This is a genomic window from Actinomycetota bacterium (assembly GCA_035697485.1).
Taxonomy (GTDB): Bacteria; Actinomycetota; UBA4738; order UBA4738; family HRBIN12; genus JAOUEA01.
In genome coordinates, this window is the sequence record DASSCU010000043.1 from 67,532 (window position 1) to 82,538 (window position 15,007).

Here is a 15,007-nt window from a genome sequence, read left to right on the forward strand (position 1 = left end):
ACCCTAACGGTTCACGAGGATCGGCGGGAGTCGGTCGTGCGGGCGACGGCACCGCAGTACATCAGCCGGTATCGAGGAACGACCGGCGGTCGACCTGCGTCGGGCCTCGCTCGGGTCCGCCGCGATAAGGGGAGCCGTCGGCTCGGAACCATCGGACCCTTCCATCGGGGGCGCGTGCGACGCTCCACCCGTGCTCGTGGACGAGCCGGTGGTGGAAGCCGCAGACCAGCAGCAGGTTGTCGAGGTCGGTGGCGCCCCCACGCGACCACCACACGATGTGGTGGGCGTTCACGAACGCGGTCGATCCACACCCCGGGAATCGGCAACCGCGGTCGCGGTGTCGCAGCTGCCGCATCATCGAAGCGGACGGCTCCCGCCTCGTGCGCCCGAAGGCAACCGGGTCGCCCGCGTCGCTCTCGGCGACGACCTGCACGCGCGCGTCGCATGCGAGGCGCTGCAGGGTCTCGGGTGGCATCACCGCCCCGTGCTCGGTCTCGACGTTCCGCCTCCCCGCGAGGGCCTCGAGCGATGCATGGACCACCAGGGTCGCGCGATCGGCGTCGGCGTCGGCCCCGATGCGTTGCGAGCACAGTGCGAGCAGCGCATCGGCCCGTCGGGCCTCGATGTACGCACCGTCGTGCTCGTCCGGCATGATCGGGATCTGGTCGACGACACGCTGGAGCGCCTTCGCCACGACCGCGCCCTGCGCCGACGGCATGCGGGCCTCGAGGCCGAATCGCCGCCCGCCGTCCTGGTACCAGTAGCGCAGCGAACGGTCCCGCTCGAACTCTGCGGTCTCGTCGTGGGCGGCCCTCACCTCGAGGTCGGCACGGCGCCGGATCGTGGCGCACGTGACGTCGCCGGCCCACTCGACGAGCTCGCCCTCGGTCTGCGGCGTCGCGAACCGACTGAGCTCGATCACCTTGTCGATCCCGAGCATCCCGGCCTCGAACGCGGCGGCGATCTGGGGGAGATCGTGGAGCGTGGTCGCCGACTTGATGACGCGATCGGCCTTCCACCACGACATGCCGTAGCGGATCGACAGCCAGTGCGCCAGATCTCGAGCGCCCGAATCACGCCATGCGCCACGACGGTCGACCTCGGCGATCACGCCGAACAGCGCCACCTGCGCCGCTGCGATGTGGCGGTTCAGGGCGTCGGCGACGCCGATCAGTCCGTCGTCGTCGAGCTCAGCGCTCGCGAGGGATCCGTACATGGGTTCGATCGTATGCGGGAGCCGACGTTTGGACCGTGACCTGTGTCACGTGCGCGAGCACCCGCCGAGATCGGCTCTGAGCACGACGCCATCCATCCTTCGTACCTTTGCTCACCCTCGTCACGACCCGTACTCGGCGCGGAAATGGCGGAACATGGTGTCGATGATGCGGTGGCTCGCGATCTCGGGAGTGGCGGCGCTGGCGTTCGGTGCCGTGGCTCCGTCGGTCAGCCAGGCCAGGCTGCGCGACCCCTGAGGTCGCCCCCGCCGAACGACGGGTGCATATCGGGGGGCGCATCGACGTTCGTCTGCCGGAGTTCTCCAGGACTGCGCGAGGCGCGGTCGAGAGACCGGCCATGTATTCCTCGACGCTCGTGGGTGTCGCCGTGTCGATCTCCTATCGGGTCGGCAGCTCCGGCCGGCCGTCCTCCAGCAGGTCGACCTTCGTGGAGCGCTCGAACGCGCGGACGCCGCGAAGGACCATGTCGACCGATCCCACGGGATCGATGCCCACAGCCGTCTCGGCCGCCAACACGAGCCCGTGCACGCCGTCGAGGAGCGTGTTGGCGATGTCGTTGGATTCGGCGATCGTCGGCACCCGACCGGTGACCATCGACTCCAGGAGGTTCGTCGCGACGTACACCGGGCGATTCCATCGGTTCGCGTGCCGGATGATCGTCTTCTGCACGTAAGGAACGACCTCGAACGGGATCTCCCGAGACAGGTCACCTCGGTCGATCAGGACCGCGTCGGAGGCGTCGATGATGGCGTCCATGTTCCTCACCCCCGCGCGGCTTTCGATCTTGGCGATGATGCTCGACCCCTGCGGCGCCAACGATCGGATGCGTGACACGTCGTCGGCGCCCGCCGCGAACGAGAGGGCGTAGTCCGCGACCCCGCGCCGGGCTCCCAGTTCGATCGCGGCGATGTCCTTCTGCGACAGCGCCGGCAGGTCGGGCGGCGGATCGATGGTCACGCCCTTGTTGGAACCTATGCGTCCGGCGTTCGTCACCACCGCCCGCGCCAAGCGCTCGGATACCTCCGTCACGCGCACCACCGCACCATCGAAATCGATCTCGAGCACGCTGCCGACGGCCAACGCTTCGAAGAGTGACTCCGGCCACAACGTCACCGACGACGCCGATCCACTGACCGGATCGGCCGAGAGCAGGATCTCGCTACCCTCGTCGAGCACCACGCCATCGGCGACCTCACCGCATCGCACCTGGGCGCCCTCGGTATCGAGACAGATCGGGGTGGACGAGCAACCCTGCACCAGCTCGATCGAGGGCTCCACTCGTTCGAGCGGGGTGTGCGAGAGGTTGATCCGGAACAGGTCGACATCCCGAGCGTCGAGCTCACGGATGATCTCGGGGTCCATGGACGCCGGACCGAGCGTGCAGAGGATCTGGATCTTCAACGTGCGGCCTCCGGGGGCGACGGTGTCGTTCACGATATCCGTCGCAACCCGGCCACGTCCGGGAGTCGCACCCCGGAGGCGAAGGGAAGTCGGCCCTAGAGCCCGCAGAAGGATGGGTCGACAGGATCCAGCCTCGGTCGGGCGGCCGAGGCTGGGCTCCCGTCACCGGGCGTCCGCTCGCCGGCGACATCACCCCGGCCATCGCCAGCAGCCGGATCGGACGTTCAGGACTCGCGTGGCGCTCGAGCCTTGATCGCCGTTCGGGCGACCATGAGCGCCGCGAACGCGATGATCGCCGCGCCGATGATGACCTTGTTCGGGTCGACCGCGGGCCGCCAATCGACCTCGTCGCCGTGGATCACGTAGGCGCCGGCCGGACGAGCGTTCAGCCCGAAGCCGCTGCCGCTGCCCTTGCCTTCCCCTTCAGGACCCTCGCCGTTCCCGCCTCCCGCCGCTCCCTGCACCCGAGCGGCCGGGATGATCGTGACGCCGTTCTTCTCGTACGGGTCGCCGAACACCCGCCGGACGGTCAACGCGTCCTTCGCCTGCTCGATCGTCTCGAGCACATCGGACTTCGTCTCCATGAGACGCCTCCTCCCTCGGTGATTCCGACGCTCCCTACTCAACCATCGTCGCGGAGTTCTTGCAGCGTCGAGGTGCGGTTCGGCCAGGTCGCTGCAGGCCTTGGGCCCCGGATCCCGGGAGTCTTGCGACGAATGGCTCTCGCAGCCTCGGATTCGTCCTCGGCTCCGGCGTGCAGGAGTCGATCCAGGCTCCACCCGGGAACAGGTCGATCATCGTGGCATCCACCTCACCCTCGTGGAGCACGGGTTCGGAGATGAACATCGGGCGAACGACGGCGAGAGTGAGGTAGAAGGGACTCAGCGCATGGTGCGGAGCGCGTGAGTGAGAGAAGGACGGCATGGCTGAACGCTACGACCTGGTGGTCATCGGGGCCGGCCCCGCCGGAGAGAAGGGGGCCGCCCAAGCCGCGTACTTCGGGAAGCGTGTGGCGGTGATCGATCGGCGACCGCACCCTGGAGGCGCGCCGGTCGCTTCCACAGGGATCCCCACGAAGACCCTCCGAGAGACCGCGCTGTACGTCACCGGCTTCCGGAACCGTGACGTGTACGGCCTCAGCCTCGAGCTCGACCGAGAGGCCGTGCTGGAGCACCTGATGTCGCGCAAGAGCGAGGTCAGGCACACGATGGAACGAGCCGTCGAGGACAACCTGCGACGCCACGGTATCCGCTACATCCAAGGGGAAGCATCGCTCGGGCACGATCGGACGGTTCGGGTCGCCCTCGACGACGGGGAGCAACTCTCGCTGCAGGCGGAGATCATCCTGATCGCCTCGGGGTCCCGTCCGTTCAGGCCGTCCGGTGTTCCTTTCGACGATCCCGACGTTCACGACTCCGAAGAGATCCTGGAGATCCGGGAGCTTCCCGCACGCATGGCGGTGATCGGTGGCGGTCCCGTCGCATGCGAGTACGCCTCCATCTTCACCGCCCTCGGGACCGATGTGACGCTCATCGATGCCGCGGATCGCCTCCTCCCGTTCATGGACGAGGAGATCTCGCGACTGCTCGCCGAGACCTTCGAGCGGATGGGGATGAGGTTGGTCCTGGGAGCCGGGGTGGCGACGATCGAGCGATCGGACGGTGGGCTCCGCGTGCGCGTCGAGAACGGGGATGTCCTCCTCCCCGAGCAGGTGCTGTTCGCGGCCGGGCGATCGGGCAACACCGAGGGACTCGGCCTCGAGGAGCGCGGAGCGGAGCTCGACGCTCGGGGTCGGATCAAGGTGGACGAGCACTTCCAGACCGCCGCGGAGGGAATCTACGCTGCGGGCGACGTGATCGGCCCGCCGGCGCTCGCTTCCGTCTCCATGGAGCAGGGGCGCGTGGCCGTCTGCCATGCCTTCGGATTCCCGTTCAAGGAGACCGTCGACCCACTCCCGCCGTTCGCGGTGTACTCGATCCCCGAGGCCGCCATGGTCGGCCTCACCGAGGAGGCGGCCCGGGCCCGGCAGGTGGAGCACGAGGTCGGTCGTGGATGGTTCGCCGGGAACGCGAGGGCGACCATCTCGGGGTTCCCCGAAGGACTGGTGAAGTTGGTGTTCCGTCGTGAGGACAAGGCGCTCCTCGGAGTGCACATCCTGAGCGAATCAGCCAGCGAGTTGATCCACATCGGCCAGGCCGTCGTCCACGCCGGGGGAACCATCGATCGGTTCATCCACACCACGTTCTGCGCGCCGACCAGGAGCGAGGCGTACAAGTACGCGGCTTACGACGGGCTCCAGCGGCTGGCCGCCGGGTCGGACACGTCCACCATCGCGGCCAGCTCCGGTCTCTGATCAGCAGGCGGACCTCGGAGGCAGCGCCCAGTCCGAAGTGGATGCGGGGGTCGGAGGAGACTCTGACGCCGGGCTCGTCTCACCACGTGAAGCCGGGCGGGCGAGGTTGGCACTCTTCGTCGGTTCGCTCCCGCATCCAGGCGAGCCGGTCCGCGTGCCGCTCGTCGCCCGCGACGTTCGTGAGCTCCCACGGATCGTTCCGGTAGTCGTAGAGCTCCTCGGATCCGCCCGAGTAGCGCACGTAGAGCCATCCGCGGGTCCGGAAGCCGCAGTACGCGGGTCTCGCTACCCGCTGGCCGTTCCCGTCGCTCCCGTCGGTGACGGCGGCCTCGAGCGCGAAGCCCTCACGTGGCTCGGTTCCGAGCAGCGAGATCCCTTCGATGCCGTACGGGGCCGGGATGCCTGCCGCCTCGACGATCGTCGCGGTGACGTCGATGTTCAACGCGAGACGGCGATCCTGGGTGCCGGGCTCGATGTGTGAGTCCCATCGCATCGCGAGCGGTACGCGCGAGGCCCCGTTGTGCGGCATGTACTTGCCTCTGAGCCTGTGCTCGCCCCAGAAGTGACCGTTGTCGCTCGTGAAGATCACGAGCGTGTCCCTGAGGTCACGATGCTCGTCGATCGCGTCGAGGACCGTATCGACCGCGTCGTCGACAGAGCGGAGCGCCTCCTGGGTGTTTCGCCGCTGCTCGGTGATGTTCTCGATCGAGACCGGGTCCAGCTCGGCGATCCACGGAGGCTTGTCGGTCACGTCGGCCTCGTTGACGTGAGGCGCGAGGTACGGGCCGACCGTCGCGCTTCCCGCATGCCGGGGCGCCGGCGTCGCCGGTCCGTGCACGGCGAAGGGCGTGAACATCAAGAAGAGCGGTTGGTCGGCCGGGGCGTTGCGGATCGCTCGCGCAGCGAGGCGGGCCAGCACGTCGGTCGAGTAGTCCGCGCTGTCGTGGCCGTGTCTCGTCTTTGATCCGTCCGTGTGGCGGAGCTGGTAGTCGAAGTACGCCCCGTTCCGGACCGCGAACGCGTGCCACCGGCTCCATCCCGGTGGTACGTAGCCGGGTGGCGACTCGTCGTAACCGTTGAGGTATTTGCCGACCAGCACGGTTCGGTACCCGGCCTGCCGCAACCACACGGCGAGCGTTCGTTCTTCCAGGCCCCCCTCGTGGAAGGTCGACCACCCGCCGGTGCCGCCGATGTCGTCGCTGCGTCCGTTCGACCAGATGCCGGTCGAGTGCGCGTACAAGCCGGTGAGCATCGACGCCCGCGATGGGCAACACACCGACGTCGGGATCATGCCGTTCGTGTACCTGGCGCCCCGCTCGATGATCCGCCTCGGCACCGCCTCCATCCAGTCGACGGTGTGAACTCGCTGGTCGTCGGTGACGATGAGCACCACGTCGGGCATGGCTGGGTCCCTTCGGGAGCCGTTCGATGTTCCCCACGTCTAGCCCGGCGTAGGGAACGGGTCAAATCGAGCCACTCACTCGTCGTCGATGGTGGCCCGCTCGGAACCGGCGTCGAAGAGGTCGTCGAGCTCGGGCCGCGTGATCGGTGCGGCCGGAGCCAGCAGGACACGAACCGCTACGGCACGCTGCGAACGAAGCCGACGTCGATCGCGCCGACGTGGTCACGGAGGTGATGGAGGAGCGCGTAGACCAGCGTCACCTCGCCCAGCATCTCCAGCATCTCCTCGGCGGACGTCAGCAGGCCGACGGCGACCTTCGAGGCGCCATCCGCCTGCTGCCAGTCGGCCACCCCGCCCGCGAGCGAGACGATCTGGGCGCTCACCATCTCCAGCCCGAACGCGCCGGCCAGGAAGAGACCGCCAGCGATCAGGATCAGCCGGCGCGTCGCCGGCGGCAGGCGCCACACGAACCTGGCGAACGTCACGACCACCGCAGCGACCACCAACACGCCCGGCACGACCCAGACGAACGAGATCGCGCCGCCGGGCGTGATGCCCGCGGTCGTCTCGAGCAGGTACTTGAGCTCGGATCCGACCGACTCGTGCATCGCAGCAACCTCGTCGACCGAGAGGAAGAGCACGATGGCTGCCAGCGAGCCCCAGTGCAGAGCGCATCGGTCTCCGCGCTGCCTCACAGCGAGGGCGATCGTCCCGAGCAGGAAGGCCGATATCGCGAGCGCGATGCTCTGGAACCAAGTGGGGATGCTGCGCTCCGCACCGACGTCGAAGACGCGCAGCGGGTGCAGGAGGACCTCCTGCGGCCAGAGGTAGAGAGCTCCGCGCGCGGCCAATCCGGCGAACGTGAGCGCGACGACGGCGATGAGCAGCGCCTTGGCGATCGTCTCGGGACGAACGAGGATCGTCGTGACCGGGCCGTCGGCGGGCCCGCGGGTCGTCGGGGTCGCGCTCGATGACACGACCGAGGCGTCCGCCGGATCCCGAACATCGACGACATCGTCGCGCCGCCGCACCGGTCGATGCGCCATCGGTTACCCCCGAGAGATCGCCCCGTCCTGCACCGTCAGGGCACACGCTCGCTCTTCCCCTCGTCGCGACACTACCACCATCGCCCCCGGAGAAACGGCCTACGGCGCGCAGGGGAGCTCCGGGTCTCGAGCCCGTCGACGGTGGGCCTTCGACATGTGCTGCCTCGGTCACGACAGGGCAAAGCCATGTGGCATACGAGATCGTCGGGAAGGGGCGCTCGATCTCCTGCTCGCCGGGCGGCTCTCGCTCGTCATCCGTCGACCGACTCTCAACCCGCCGTCGTGGCTATCGGAGGAAGACGTACACTGGAGGTAGACGCGACCCCCGTACCTGTCGGGAGAAGACCTACTGACGGGGACTCGCCTCCATCCGGTCCCATCCGCTGGTCCCAGCGAAGGCCTGATACCCCGAGCGGGTTCCGCTCTCGATCTGGCTCACGTTGGCCCCAGATGTTCAGGGGCAACACGTATCGAGCAAACAAAGGAGAGCACACACATGAAGCACGTGCGCGTAGCAACCTACGAGATCAAGCAGGGATCCTTCCAGGAGATCGCCGACCTCGCCCGTCAGGGCATGCTTCGGACCTTCCAGGAGCAGCCCGGGTTCATCCGGTACGGCCTTGCCGACCTCGGTGGCAAGTCATGTCTGTCGTTCAGCATGTGGGAGACCCGCGAGGACGCCGAAGCGGCGGCCCCGGTGGCCACGAGCTGGGTGCGCGACAATCTCAGCGACCGGGTCGAACTGCGATCGAGCGTGATCGGCGACCTGGCCTTCTACGAAGGCGTTCCGGCGACGCTCTGACCGACCGGTACCGAGCGAGGAACGGGAGCCCACTTCGGTGGGCTCCCTTCTCGTTCAGGGACCTCGCCGTCCTGCCCCACTCCATACGTGAGATGATGTAAGTCAAGGCACCGATCACCCTTCCGACCCGCCGAAAGCCTGATCGCCGAGGGCCTTGCGGGAAGGAGAAGGACATGTTGGCTGCATTCGCAGGGATCGGGCTCGTCTTCATCGCCGTCGTCGCGCTCGCGATCGTGACGATGCTCTGGGTGATGGGCATGGTTCCTCCCTCGGAACGAGGGGCTGCCCACGGCCTCTTCGCGAGCGGTCCCGCTTACGAACCTGCGAACGATCCATCTCGCTCGGGCCGGCCATGATGACCGAACCCGAGCACCGCCACGAAATGGCGGTCCGCGCTTAGGCCTGTCTCAGCATGACGTTTGCCAGATCCAGTCGCCCGTCTGTTGGAACTTCCAGGCCACCGTCTGTTGGGGCTTCCGCACAATCGTCGGCTGGAGTTGCCAGCCGGTCAGTTGGAACCGTCTTCGCTGGAGTTACACCGAGAGGGCTGGTGGATGAGAGCACCGGCGAGAGCTGGGAGATACCAGCCCGCCCATGCTAGCGCCTGAGCTGAACGAGAGAAGGTCCGATGAGATCACTCTGGATACTTGCCGCCGTGATCGTCGCCGCACTACTCCTTTCCGCCACCACCCTTGTGGGGATCCTCATCGGCGCGGGGTTCCTCGGACTTGCCGTCCTCTTGATATACCCGCCGGCGGGGTTCAGAACAGCGCTCCGCTCGTAGTACCCCCAGCAGTCACTTCGATCGTTGTCACGGAGGGCGAGCCGGAACATGCTGGCCCCGTGAAGAGGTACATGACCATCAGCTCGGTGACGCTGCGAGCAAGAACATCGAAGGAACCGGGCGAGAGAGAGACCCGCCCAGTTCCTTCGTCTACTCCCCTACGATGGTCCTCCCGCGAGTTCGCCTCGGATCGCGCCAGCCGGGTACCGCCGGTTGTGCACGTTCACGTAGTAGCGCCCGGGGTTGTCGATGATCCGCTGGATCAGTTCGGAGTCGACGCCCTCGGCGCAGCCGTGCACGTGGTTGATCGTCGCAGGCAACGCGTGGCGGGAACTGAACAACGTCACCTTGACCGGACCCGCCTCCCCCGCCTGACCGCGATGGATGTGCGCAGCCATCGGGCGACCGATCTTGTTCCAGAGCAACTCGAAGCACACGCTCCCGTTCGAGGCATCCAGCTCGAACGTCGCGTCGCCTCCGCCGTTGGGATCGCCTGGCCCGGGAACCTCCTGACCCCCGAACATCCCCACCGGGCCGATCGTGACGGGACCGCCACCGAACGCCTCGCCCATAGGGATCAGGGCCCCCAGCACCGTGACAAGCACGATGCCCCTCACGATTCGCGTCCGTCTTGACATGACGCCAACTCCTTTCACTGTGCGCCGAGACCCTCCCACCGGGCGTGCGACATCCCCAACACCGTAGGCCAGGTCGCGGATCCTCGCGAATCACCTGGCCCCGGGCCCAGAACGAGATGAAGCGCGATCCGCCTTGACCCGCAGGCACCGCCGCAGCACGATCGGTGCATGAGCGTCGAGACCCGGCCCATCGGGCGGCGAGTGTTCCTGGTCAGGGCGGGCCGCGGCGTGCTCGGGGCCGCCGTCCTCGGGCTGGCCGCGTGCAGTGCGGACGAGGCGCGTGACGCCGGCGGCGAGCCGTCCACGGACCCGCGGTACTCGCTCGGGCTGCCCACCGCCGACCTGCTGGCCCGGACGAACCTCACCGCCCCGACCGGGATCGACCACGGCAGCGACGGCAACGGGTACTGGGAGGCCTCGCCCAGCGCGTCCAAGACCTGGGACATGCGAGACTTCACCGCGTCCGGGCACTTCGACTGCGACGCGACCAGCCCGGACACCTACCCGACCGGCCGGTACAACAACCCGGGCGCGCCGACCAACCACCAGAAGAACTCCCGGCCGATCCGGCTGGGCTACACCACGCCGGCCACCGCCCCGGCGATCATCGGCGCCAAGGTCACCGGTGACCAGTCCACCACGCTGGGATGGACCGATCTCAAGCACGGCTCATACATCCAGGGCTTGATCGACGACGGCATGGACCCCGATCTCGCCTACGACGAGATCATGGGCAACGCCAACATGGACGGCGACCCCCGGGTCTACTTCGCCAACGGGTCCTGGGCAGTGGTCGACGGCATCCGCTGCCACAACACCTGGGACGGCTTCGGCGTCTACGGCAACGGCACCCGAACCGCCACCGGAACCATCTACATCCGCAACAGCTGGTTCTGGAAGAATCGCGACGACGGCATCGAGAACGACGAGCAGCGCCAGCTGCACCTCTTCGACTGCCTGTTCGAGGACGGGCACACGCTGCTGTCCACCCGGGCCAACGACGAGACCGGATCCCCGATGGCAGCCAACACCCAGACCGTCGAGAACTGCGTCGTGAAGTTGACCTCCGGGCCGGGCGGGCACAAGCAGCCCTCGGACGTATTCACCTCCGGCTACATCTACAAGATGCAGACCAACTCGCCATACCTGGCGATACGGAACACGATCATCTCGATGGTCGGCGACTTCAACTCCGCCGACGGTCCGATGCTGCCGGAGCGGTCGGGCGATCTCTACGAGAACGTCACCATCTGCTGGCTGGGCACCGGGGCCTACCCGGGCAACACCCCGGCCGGCGTCACCGTCCACACCGGTGCCACCGCCCAGACGCTGATCGACGAGGCCCTCGCGCTGTGGAAGGCTCGGCACGGCGTCACCGACTTCGACACCGTCGACATGGCGCGGATGCTGGCGCCGTACAGCTTCTAGTCCGGTGGTGCCAGCAACCTCGCTGGTTCGAGTTCCGAGCACGGAGGCGGTTCCGGACGGAGTCCTGAAGGCGACCGGGCCGTAAGGCTGCGACGCTGCGCGGTTGCCCAGGCCTGGGCGATCCCGTCACCCGATTCCCGGCTCAGGGAAGACCTTTGCCACCGCGAGCATGCAGCTCGATCCGCTCCGGCATCCCCTCCAACAGCGGCACGGTCTCCGCGACGTGAGGCTGCAGTTCTGGAGCCTGTAGAGCCTTGGTGTGCTCCTCCTCGGAGGTCCACAGGTCTACGACCCAGATGTGGTCGGGGTCGTCGGCGGGCTCAGCGACCAGGTACAGCAGGCAGGCAGCATTCTCATCGAACAGCTTCCCCGACTCGATCAGGTTCTGAACGACTCGGTTCCGTTCGCCCCGCTTGGCGGTCAGCCGATTGAGCAGTACGTATGTCACGAGGCGCACGGTACCAATGCCGGCAGCGAGAGGTCCACAACCTCAGTGTCGGCCGACCCTGGCTTACGAGCGTTTGGCGTCGAGGAGTTGCAGGAGATCGTGCGCGGCGAGTTCGATCTCCTTGTGGTCCCACTCGGACGCTCTGTAGACGCACGCGATCAAGCCTGATCGATGGATGCGCTTGAAGTCGCCGTAGACAAAGGCATGACGCGCCTTCGTCTCCTCGGCGGCCCCGACGGTGAGGCCGAGGAACCACTGCGCGTACCCCTCCCAGCCGTGCACATCGAGGTAGGCGTTCTCGTCCTCGGCCGAAGGTTGTTCTGTCCGCCACTCACTCCTGACGACGTACTGGCGTGCTTCGATGAGTCGCTTGGCGTTCTGGACCGCTCCGTCGTTGACCGTGTAGGACGCCACCCGCTCACCTGTGGTTGTGGCGTTACCCCAATCCGCTTCCGGGAGAAACCCAGGAGGGCAAGGACAGGCCCGCATGGGATCCGCGCGAGCGGGCCTCCCCCTTTCGACGTGTCCGCCTTGAACCAGGTGACACCGTGATGACCCCAGCCCGGGTCGAGCTTCTCTCAGGCTGAGGCCATCGATCCCTCGGTCACTTCCCCCTTGTGCGCCGCGAACGCCTCCAGGACTTCGTTCTTCTCACGCGAAGGGACCCCGAAGTGATCGAGCGTGCGTCCCAGTTCCGCCGCGACCTCATCGAACTCCTCCGGGGTGATGTGGAGCTCGCGATGGGCCTCTTCCAGACCGAGGGGGGTGCTTCCCTGCTTCGTGGCCGTAAAGGCGAAGGGGCCACCGGCGACGTTGCAGACCCAGAGCGTGCGCATGAATTTCAGGCCAGGCAGTCTGTCCAGTTGGTCGGTGTGCCATTCACGAAGCTCGGGGTTCTTCGATGCTCGGCCGGCGATGGGGTTCTGGACGACCGCATCGCTGAAGTGATCGACCACCGCAGCGATGGCGAATACGCCACCCAATCGTTCGTACAAGCTTGGCTCAGCCATGACGTTCCCTCCCTCGGCCCGTGCACGGGCATGGTTTCCGGCGGGCCGGGTCAGGGGTTGGTCGAAGACCCCCTCGCTGGCCTGTACGAGTGGATACCGTTGCGGGCCGCCGCGAGGTTCATCGATGCAGAGGATCCAGGATATCTGCCATGGACTTCCCGCGGGTCTCCCCGTCGATCCCGACCTACGATCGGTGATCCGATGAGACCTTGCACCGTCGGCCTCGACCAGGCCGTCAGCCCCTCGTCACCCCCGGGTCGTCCGGTCGGGGCGGCGAGCCGAGCGACAGTATCCTCGTCCGATGATCACCTTGCGGGACCTCCAGGACTCCGATCGTGACGCCGTGCTGGCGTTGCGCCTCGCGCCGGGCCAACGCAGGTTCGTGAGCACGGTGCCGGAGTCCTTGGCCGAGGCGGCGGAAGAACCCGGCGCGCAGGCGATCTCGTGGGCCGTCTATCGAGACGAGACGCCGGTGGGGTTCGTGATGATCGCCGACGAGGTCGAGGAGCCGTACATCCCCCGCTACGTGTGGAAGCTCTTGATCGACGAGCGGTATCAGCGTCAGGGAGTGGGAACGGCGACCCTCGACCTCATCGTCCGGTACTTCCTCGATCGACCGGGTGTCGACTCGATCACGACGAGCGCGGTCGGGGGCGACGGATCGCCGATCCCCTTCTACGAACGCTACGGCTTCGAGCGCACGGGCGAGATGCATGACGAGGAAGTCGTCCTTCGTCTGGATCTGCGGAAGCACGAGGCTCGCGGCAGGCGCTGAGGGACTTGACCCCCCGACCTTCGCGTTGTTGGGCGAGGAGAATCTCTCTCCTTAGCTAACGCCCTGACCTGCCGAGTCGATCCGTGCGCGTAACACACCGCTCTCGTCAGCCTTGTACTCGCGGATGTTGGAACCGACACGGACGACCCCCAGGATCGGAGACCCCTTGCGGGATCAGGGGTGGGAGGGATCGAGGGTTCGTCGCAGCGCGAGTCGCAGGATCACGGCGAACCATCTGTCGAATCCTGGTCGATCTTCCTCTGGCAGCGCGTCCCGCTGATGGAGCCATGCGATCGCATGCGCGATGCCACCGACCCGAAGGGCGAGGTCGAAGGTCGCCCGATGGCCCGGCCCCACGGCTCGAGGTAGGCGTCCCGGAGCGTCGCGAACCAGGGATCTCCAGCCGGTAGCCGGTTCATCTCGACGAGGAATCGGAAGGTCTCGAACAACGAGAAGAACGGATGCGCGATCGACGCGTCACCCCAGTCCAGCACCCTGAGCACGCCTTCCTTCAGGTAGACGTTGTTCATATGAAGGTCGTCATGCTGCACGGTGGGACCGATCATCGCAGCGCTGAGTTCCGCGCATAGCTCCGAAAAGCTTGGGAGGAATGCTTCGAGGGCGTACTTCTCGGCAGGCTCGAGGGGCAGCTCGGCGAGCAGCAACTCGTCGTAGAGGGCTGGGAGGAGCCCCAGACGGAGATCAGGTGCGCCGCGGGCGAGGTGTTCGTTGGCGCGTGCCGATTCGCCCATGTGCAATTCCGCGTACGTCGGCAAGATCTGGAGCCAGCGCTCAGGCGGGTTGCCGAGCGTTCGAAGTGGCTCGCCGGCGTCGGCCATCAAGAGCCACCGGCGGTCGGCGTCGTGGGCGATCACCTCCGTCACGGCCGCCCACCTGGTGGACAGCGCAGCCGTGAGCGACACCTCGAAGGCCGGCCGGGGTGCGCACGCCTTGAACCACACGACCTCGCCGTCGATGGGGGCACGGAAGACGGCGGCCCACGGCTCGGTCTGGAAGTGCTCGAGCGGCCCGGTGATCGGCAGCCGAGTACGTACCCACGACTCAGCGGCGTCGATGTCGACAGGTCCACCCGTACTCATGGGCGTCATCTTCGCTCACCAATCGAGACGCCTCCCGTGGAGAGCGGGCGGGTGGGTACGCTTCCCGTGCTGGTACGCCGGAGCGAGCGAGGTCCGCCTCGGGAGCGTTCACGCGGGCGGATGGACGATGCGCGCGGTCTACGCAGATCCGGCGACGAACGATGGCAGCATCTTCTCTGATCACCTCGTTCTCGTGTGGACCAGCGGAGGACACACGTACGCACTCGGGTTCCACTTGGCTCGCTCGCGCCACAAGACTCAGATACTGAACGAGACCGTGGCCCTTCGGTGTCCTTGGTGTCCCCAGAGAGGTAGCGCTGCCCTGGGCCTGGGCGCTGTTCATCGAGAGAACTGGATCATCTTGATCCGTCACCCGGGATCAGGATGTGCATGCCGGCCTCGTGTACCCCCCTGCGGGGTCCGACGGACGGCTAGCCTGGGCCAGGCTCCCGATCCTGGTGCAGTACCTCCGAATCGGCCGCTGCTAAGCGACGACGTTCGATCGAGAGGTCTCCGAGTCGACCCCTGGCTGCTGCGGAACCCGAGGACACTCGGCACCGTAGAACCTGGCCATGCGGCCCTACC

The 15,007-nt window shown here is 67.1% G+C and carries 16 protein-coding genes; 6 read left to right on the plus strand and 10 right to left on the minus strand.

Going from position 1 to position 15,007, the window contains the following annotated elements:
• Window positions 1–61: 61 nt before the first annotated feature.
• The 3 genes from VFI59_11840 to VFI59_11850 form a co-directional block, all read right to left on the minus strand.
• Window positions 62–1,216 (minus strand): DUF222 domain-containing protein, encoded by a 1,155-nt coding sequence (locus VFI59_11840; GenBank protein ID HET6714385.1) that lies wholly within the window; start codon window positions 1,214–1,216, stop codon window positions 62–64.
• A 397-nt stretch (window positions 1,217–1,613) separates the two neighbouring features.
• On the minus strand, window positions 1,614–2,669 hold the full coding sequence (locus tag VFI59_11845) for a pyruvate kinase (protein ID HET6714386.1): 1,056 nt from the start codon (window positions 2,667–2,669) through the stop codon (window positions 1,614–1,616).
• A 191-nt stretch (window positions 2,670–2,860) separates the two neighbouring features.
• Window positions 2,861–3,220, minus strand: coding sequence for a spore germination protein GerW family protein (locus tag VFI59_11850; GenBank protein ID HET6714387.1), 360 nt, complete (start codon window positions 3,218–3,220; stop codon window positions 2,861–2,863).
• 338 nt (window positions 3,221–3,558) lie between these two features.
• On the opposite strand from VFI59_11850, the gene sthA reads away from it, so the two are divergent.
• Window positions 3,559–4,989: a Si-specific NAD(P)(+) transhydrogenase gene (gene sthA / locus VFI59_11855; protein ID HET6714388.1), complete on the plus strand. Its 1,431-nt coding sequence runs from the start codon at window positions 3,559–3,561 to the stop codon at window positions 4,987–4,989.
• Between the two features lie 79 nt (window positions 4,990–5,068).
• Here sthA and VFI59_11860 read toward each other — a convergent pair whose 3' ends face one another.
• Together VFI59_11860 and VFI59_11865 are read right to left on the minus strand one after the other, a co-directional pair.
• A complete protein-coding gene (locus tag VFI59_11860; GenBank protein ID HET6714389.1) occupies window positions 5,069–6,391 on the minus strand; it encodes a sulfatase in 1,323 nt (440 codons plus the stop codon).
• Window positions 6,392–6,567: 176 nt separating this feature from the next.
• Window positions 6,568–7,437: a hypothetical protein gene (locus VFI59_11865; protein HET6714390.1), complete on the minus strand. Its 870-nt coding sequence runs from the start codon at window positions 7,435–7,437 to the stop codon at window positions 6,568–6,570.
• Between the two features lie 496 nt (window positions 7,438–7,933).
• Here VFI59_11865 and VFI59_11870 point away from each other — a divergent pair, with 496 nt between their 5' ends.
• From VFI59_11870 to VFI59_11880, 3 genes are all read left to right on the plus strand, one after another.
• Entirely contained in the window at window positions 7,934–8,239 is a 306-nt protein-coding gene (locus VFI59_11870; protein ID HET6714391.1) for an antibiotic biosynthesis monooxygenase, read from the plus strand.
• Window positions 8,240–8,412: 173 nt separating this feature from the next.
• Window positions 8,413–8,595, plus strand: coding sequence for a hypothetical protein (locus VFI59_11875; GenBank protein HET6714392.1), 183 nt, complete (start codon window positions 8,413–8,415; stop codon window positions 8,593–8,595).
• Window positions 8,596–8,867: 272 nt separating this feature from the next.
• Window positions 8,868–9,023, plus strand: a complete 156-nt coding sequence (locus VFI59_11880) for a hypothetical protein (GenBank protein HET6714393.1) — start codon at window positions 8,868–8,870, stop codon at window positions 9,021–9,023.
• 158 nt (window positions 9,024–9,181) lie between these two features.
• Here the strand turns inward: VFI59_11880 and VFI59_11885 are convergent, their stop codons facing one another.
• On the minus strand, window positions 9,182–9,661 hold the full coding sequence (locus VFI59_11885) for a CHRD domain-containing protein (GenBank protein HET6714394.1): 480 nt from the start codon (window positions 9,659–9,661) through the stop codon (window positions 9,182–9,184).
• A gap of 168 nt (window positions 9,662–9,829) precedes the next feature.
• On the opposite strand from VFI59_11885, the gene VFI59_11890 reads away from it, so the two are divergent.
• On the plus strand, window positions 9,830–11,089 hold the full coding sequence (locus tag VFI59_11890) for a hypothetical protein (GenBank protein HET6714395.1): 1,260 nt from the start codon (window positions 9,830–9,832) through the stop codon (window positions 11,087–11,089).
• Between the two features lie 142 nt (window positions 11,090–11,231).
• Here the strand turns inward: VFI59_11890 and VFI59_11895 are convergent, their stop codons facing one another.
• The 3 genes from VFI59_11895 to VFI59_11905 form a co-directional block, all read right to left on the minus strand.
• Complete coding sequence (locus tag VFI59_11895; GenBank protein HET6714396.1) at window positions 11,232–11,537, minus strand: antibiotic biosynthesis monooxygenase; 306 nt, start codon at window positions 11,535–11,537, stop codon at window positions 11,232–11,234.
• 63 nt (window positions 11,538–11,600) lie between these two features.
• Entirely contained in the window at window positions 11,601–11,951 is a 351-nt protein-coding gene (locus VFI59_11900; GenBank protein HET6714397.1) for a hypothetical protein, read from the minus strand.
• Between the two features lie 164 nt (window positions 11,952–12,115).
• On the minus strand, window positions 12,116–12,547 hold the full coding sequence (locus VFI59_11905) for a group 1 truncated hemoglobin (GenBank protein HET6714398.1): 432 nt from the start codon (window positions 12,545–12,547) through the stop codon (window positions 12,116–12,118).
• A gap of 301 nt (window positions 12,548–12,848) precedes the next feature.
• Here VFI59_11905 and VFI59_11910 point away from each other — a divergent pair, with 301 nt between their 5' ends.
• Complete coding sequence (locus VFI59_11910; GenBank protein ID HET6714399.1) at window positions 12,849–13,322, plus strand: GNAT family N-acetyltransferase; 474 nt, start codon at window positions 12,849–12,851, stop codon at window positions 13,320–13,322.
• 221 nt (window positions 13,323–13,543) lie between these two features.
• Here the strand turns inward: VFI59_11910 and VFI59_11915 are convergent, their stop codons facing one another.
• The gene (locus VFI59_11915; protein HET6714400.1) at window positions 13,544–14,422 is read right to left on the minus strand and encodes a phosphotransferase; all 879 of its coding nucleotides are present in this window, start codon (window positions 14,420–14,422) and stop codon (window positions 13,544–13,546) included.
• Window positions 14,423–15,007 lie beyond the last annotated feature (585 nt).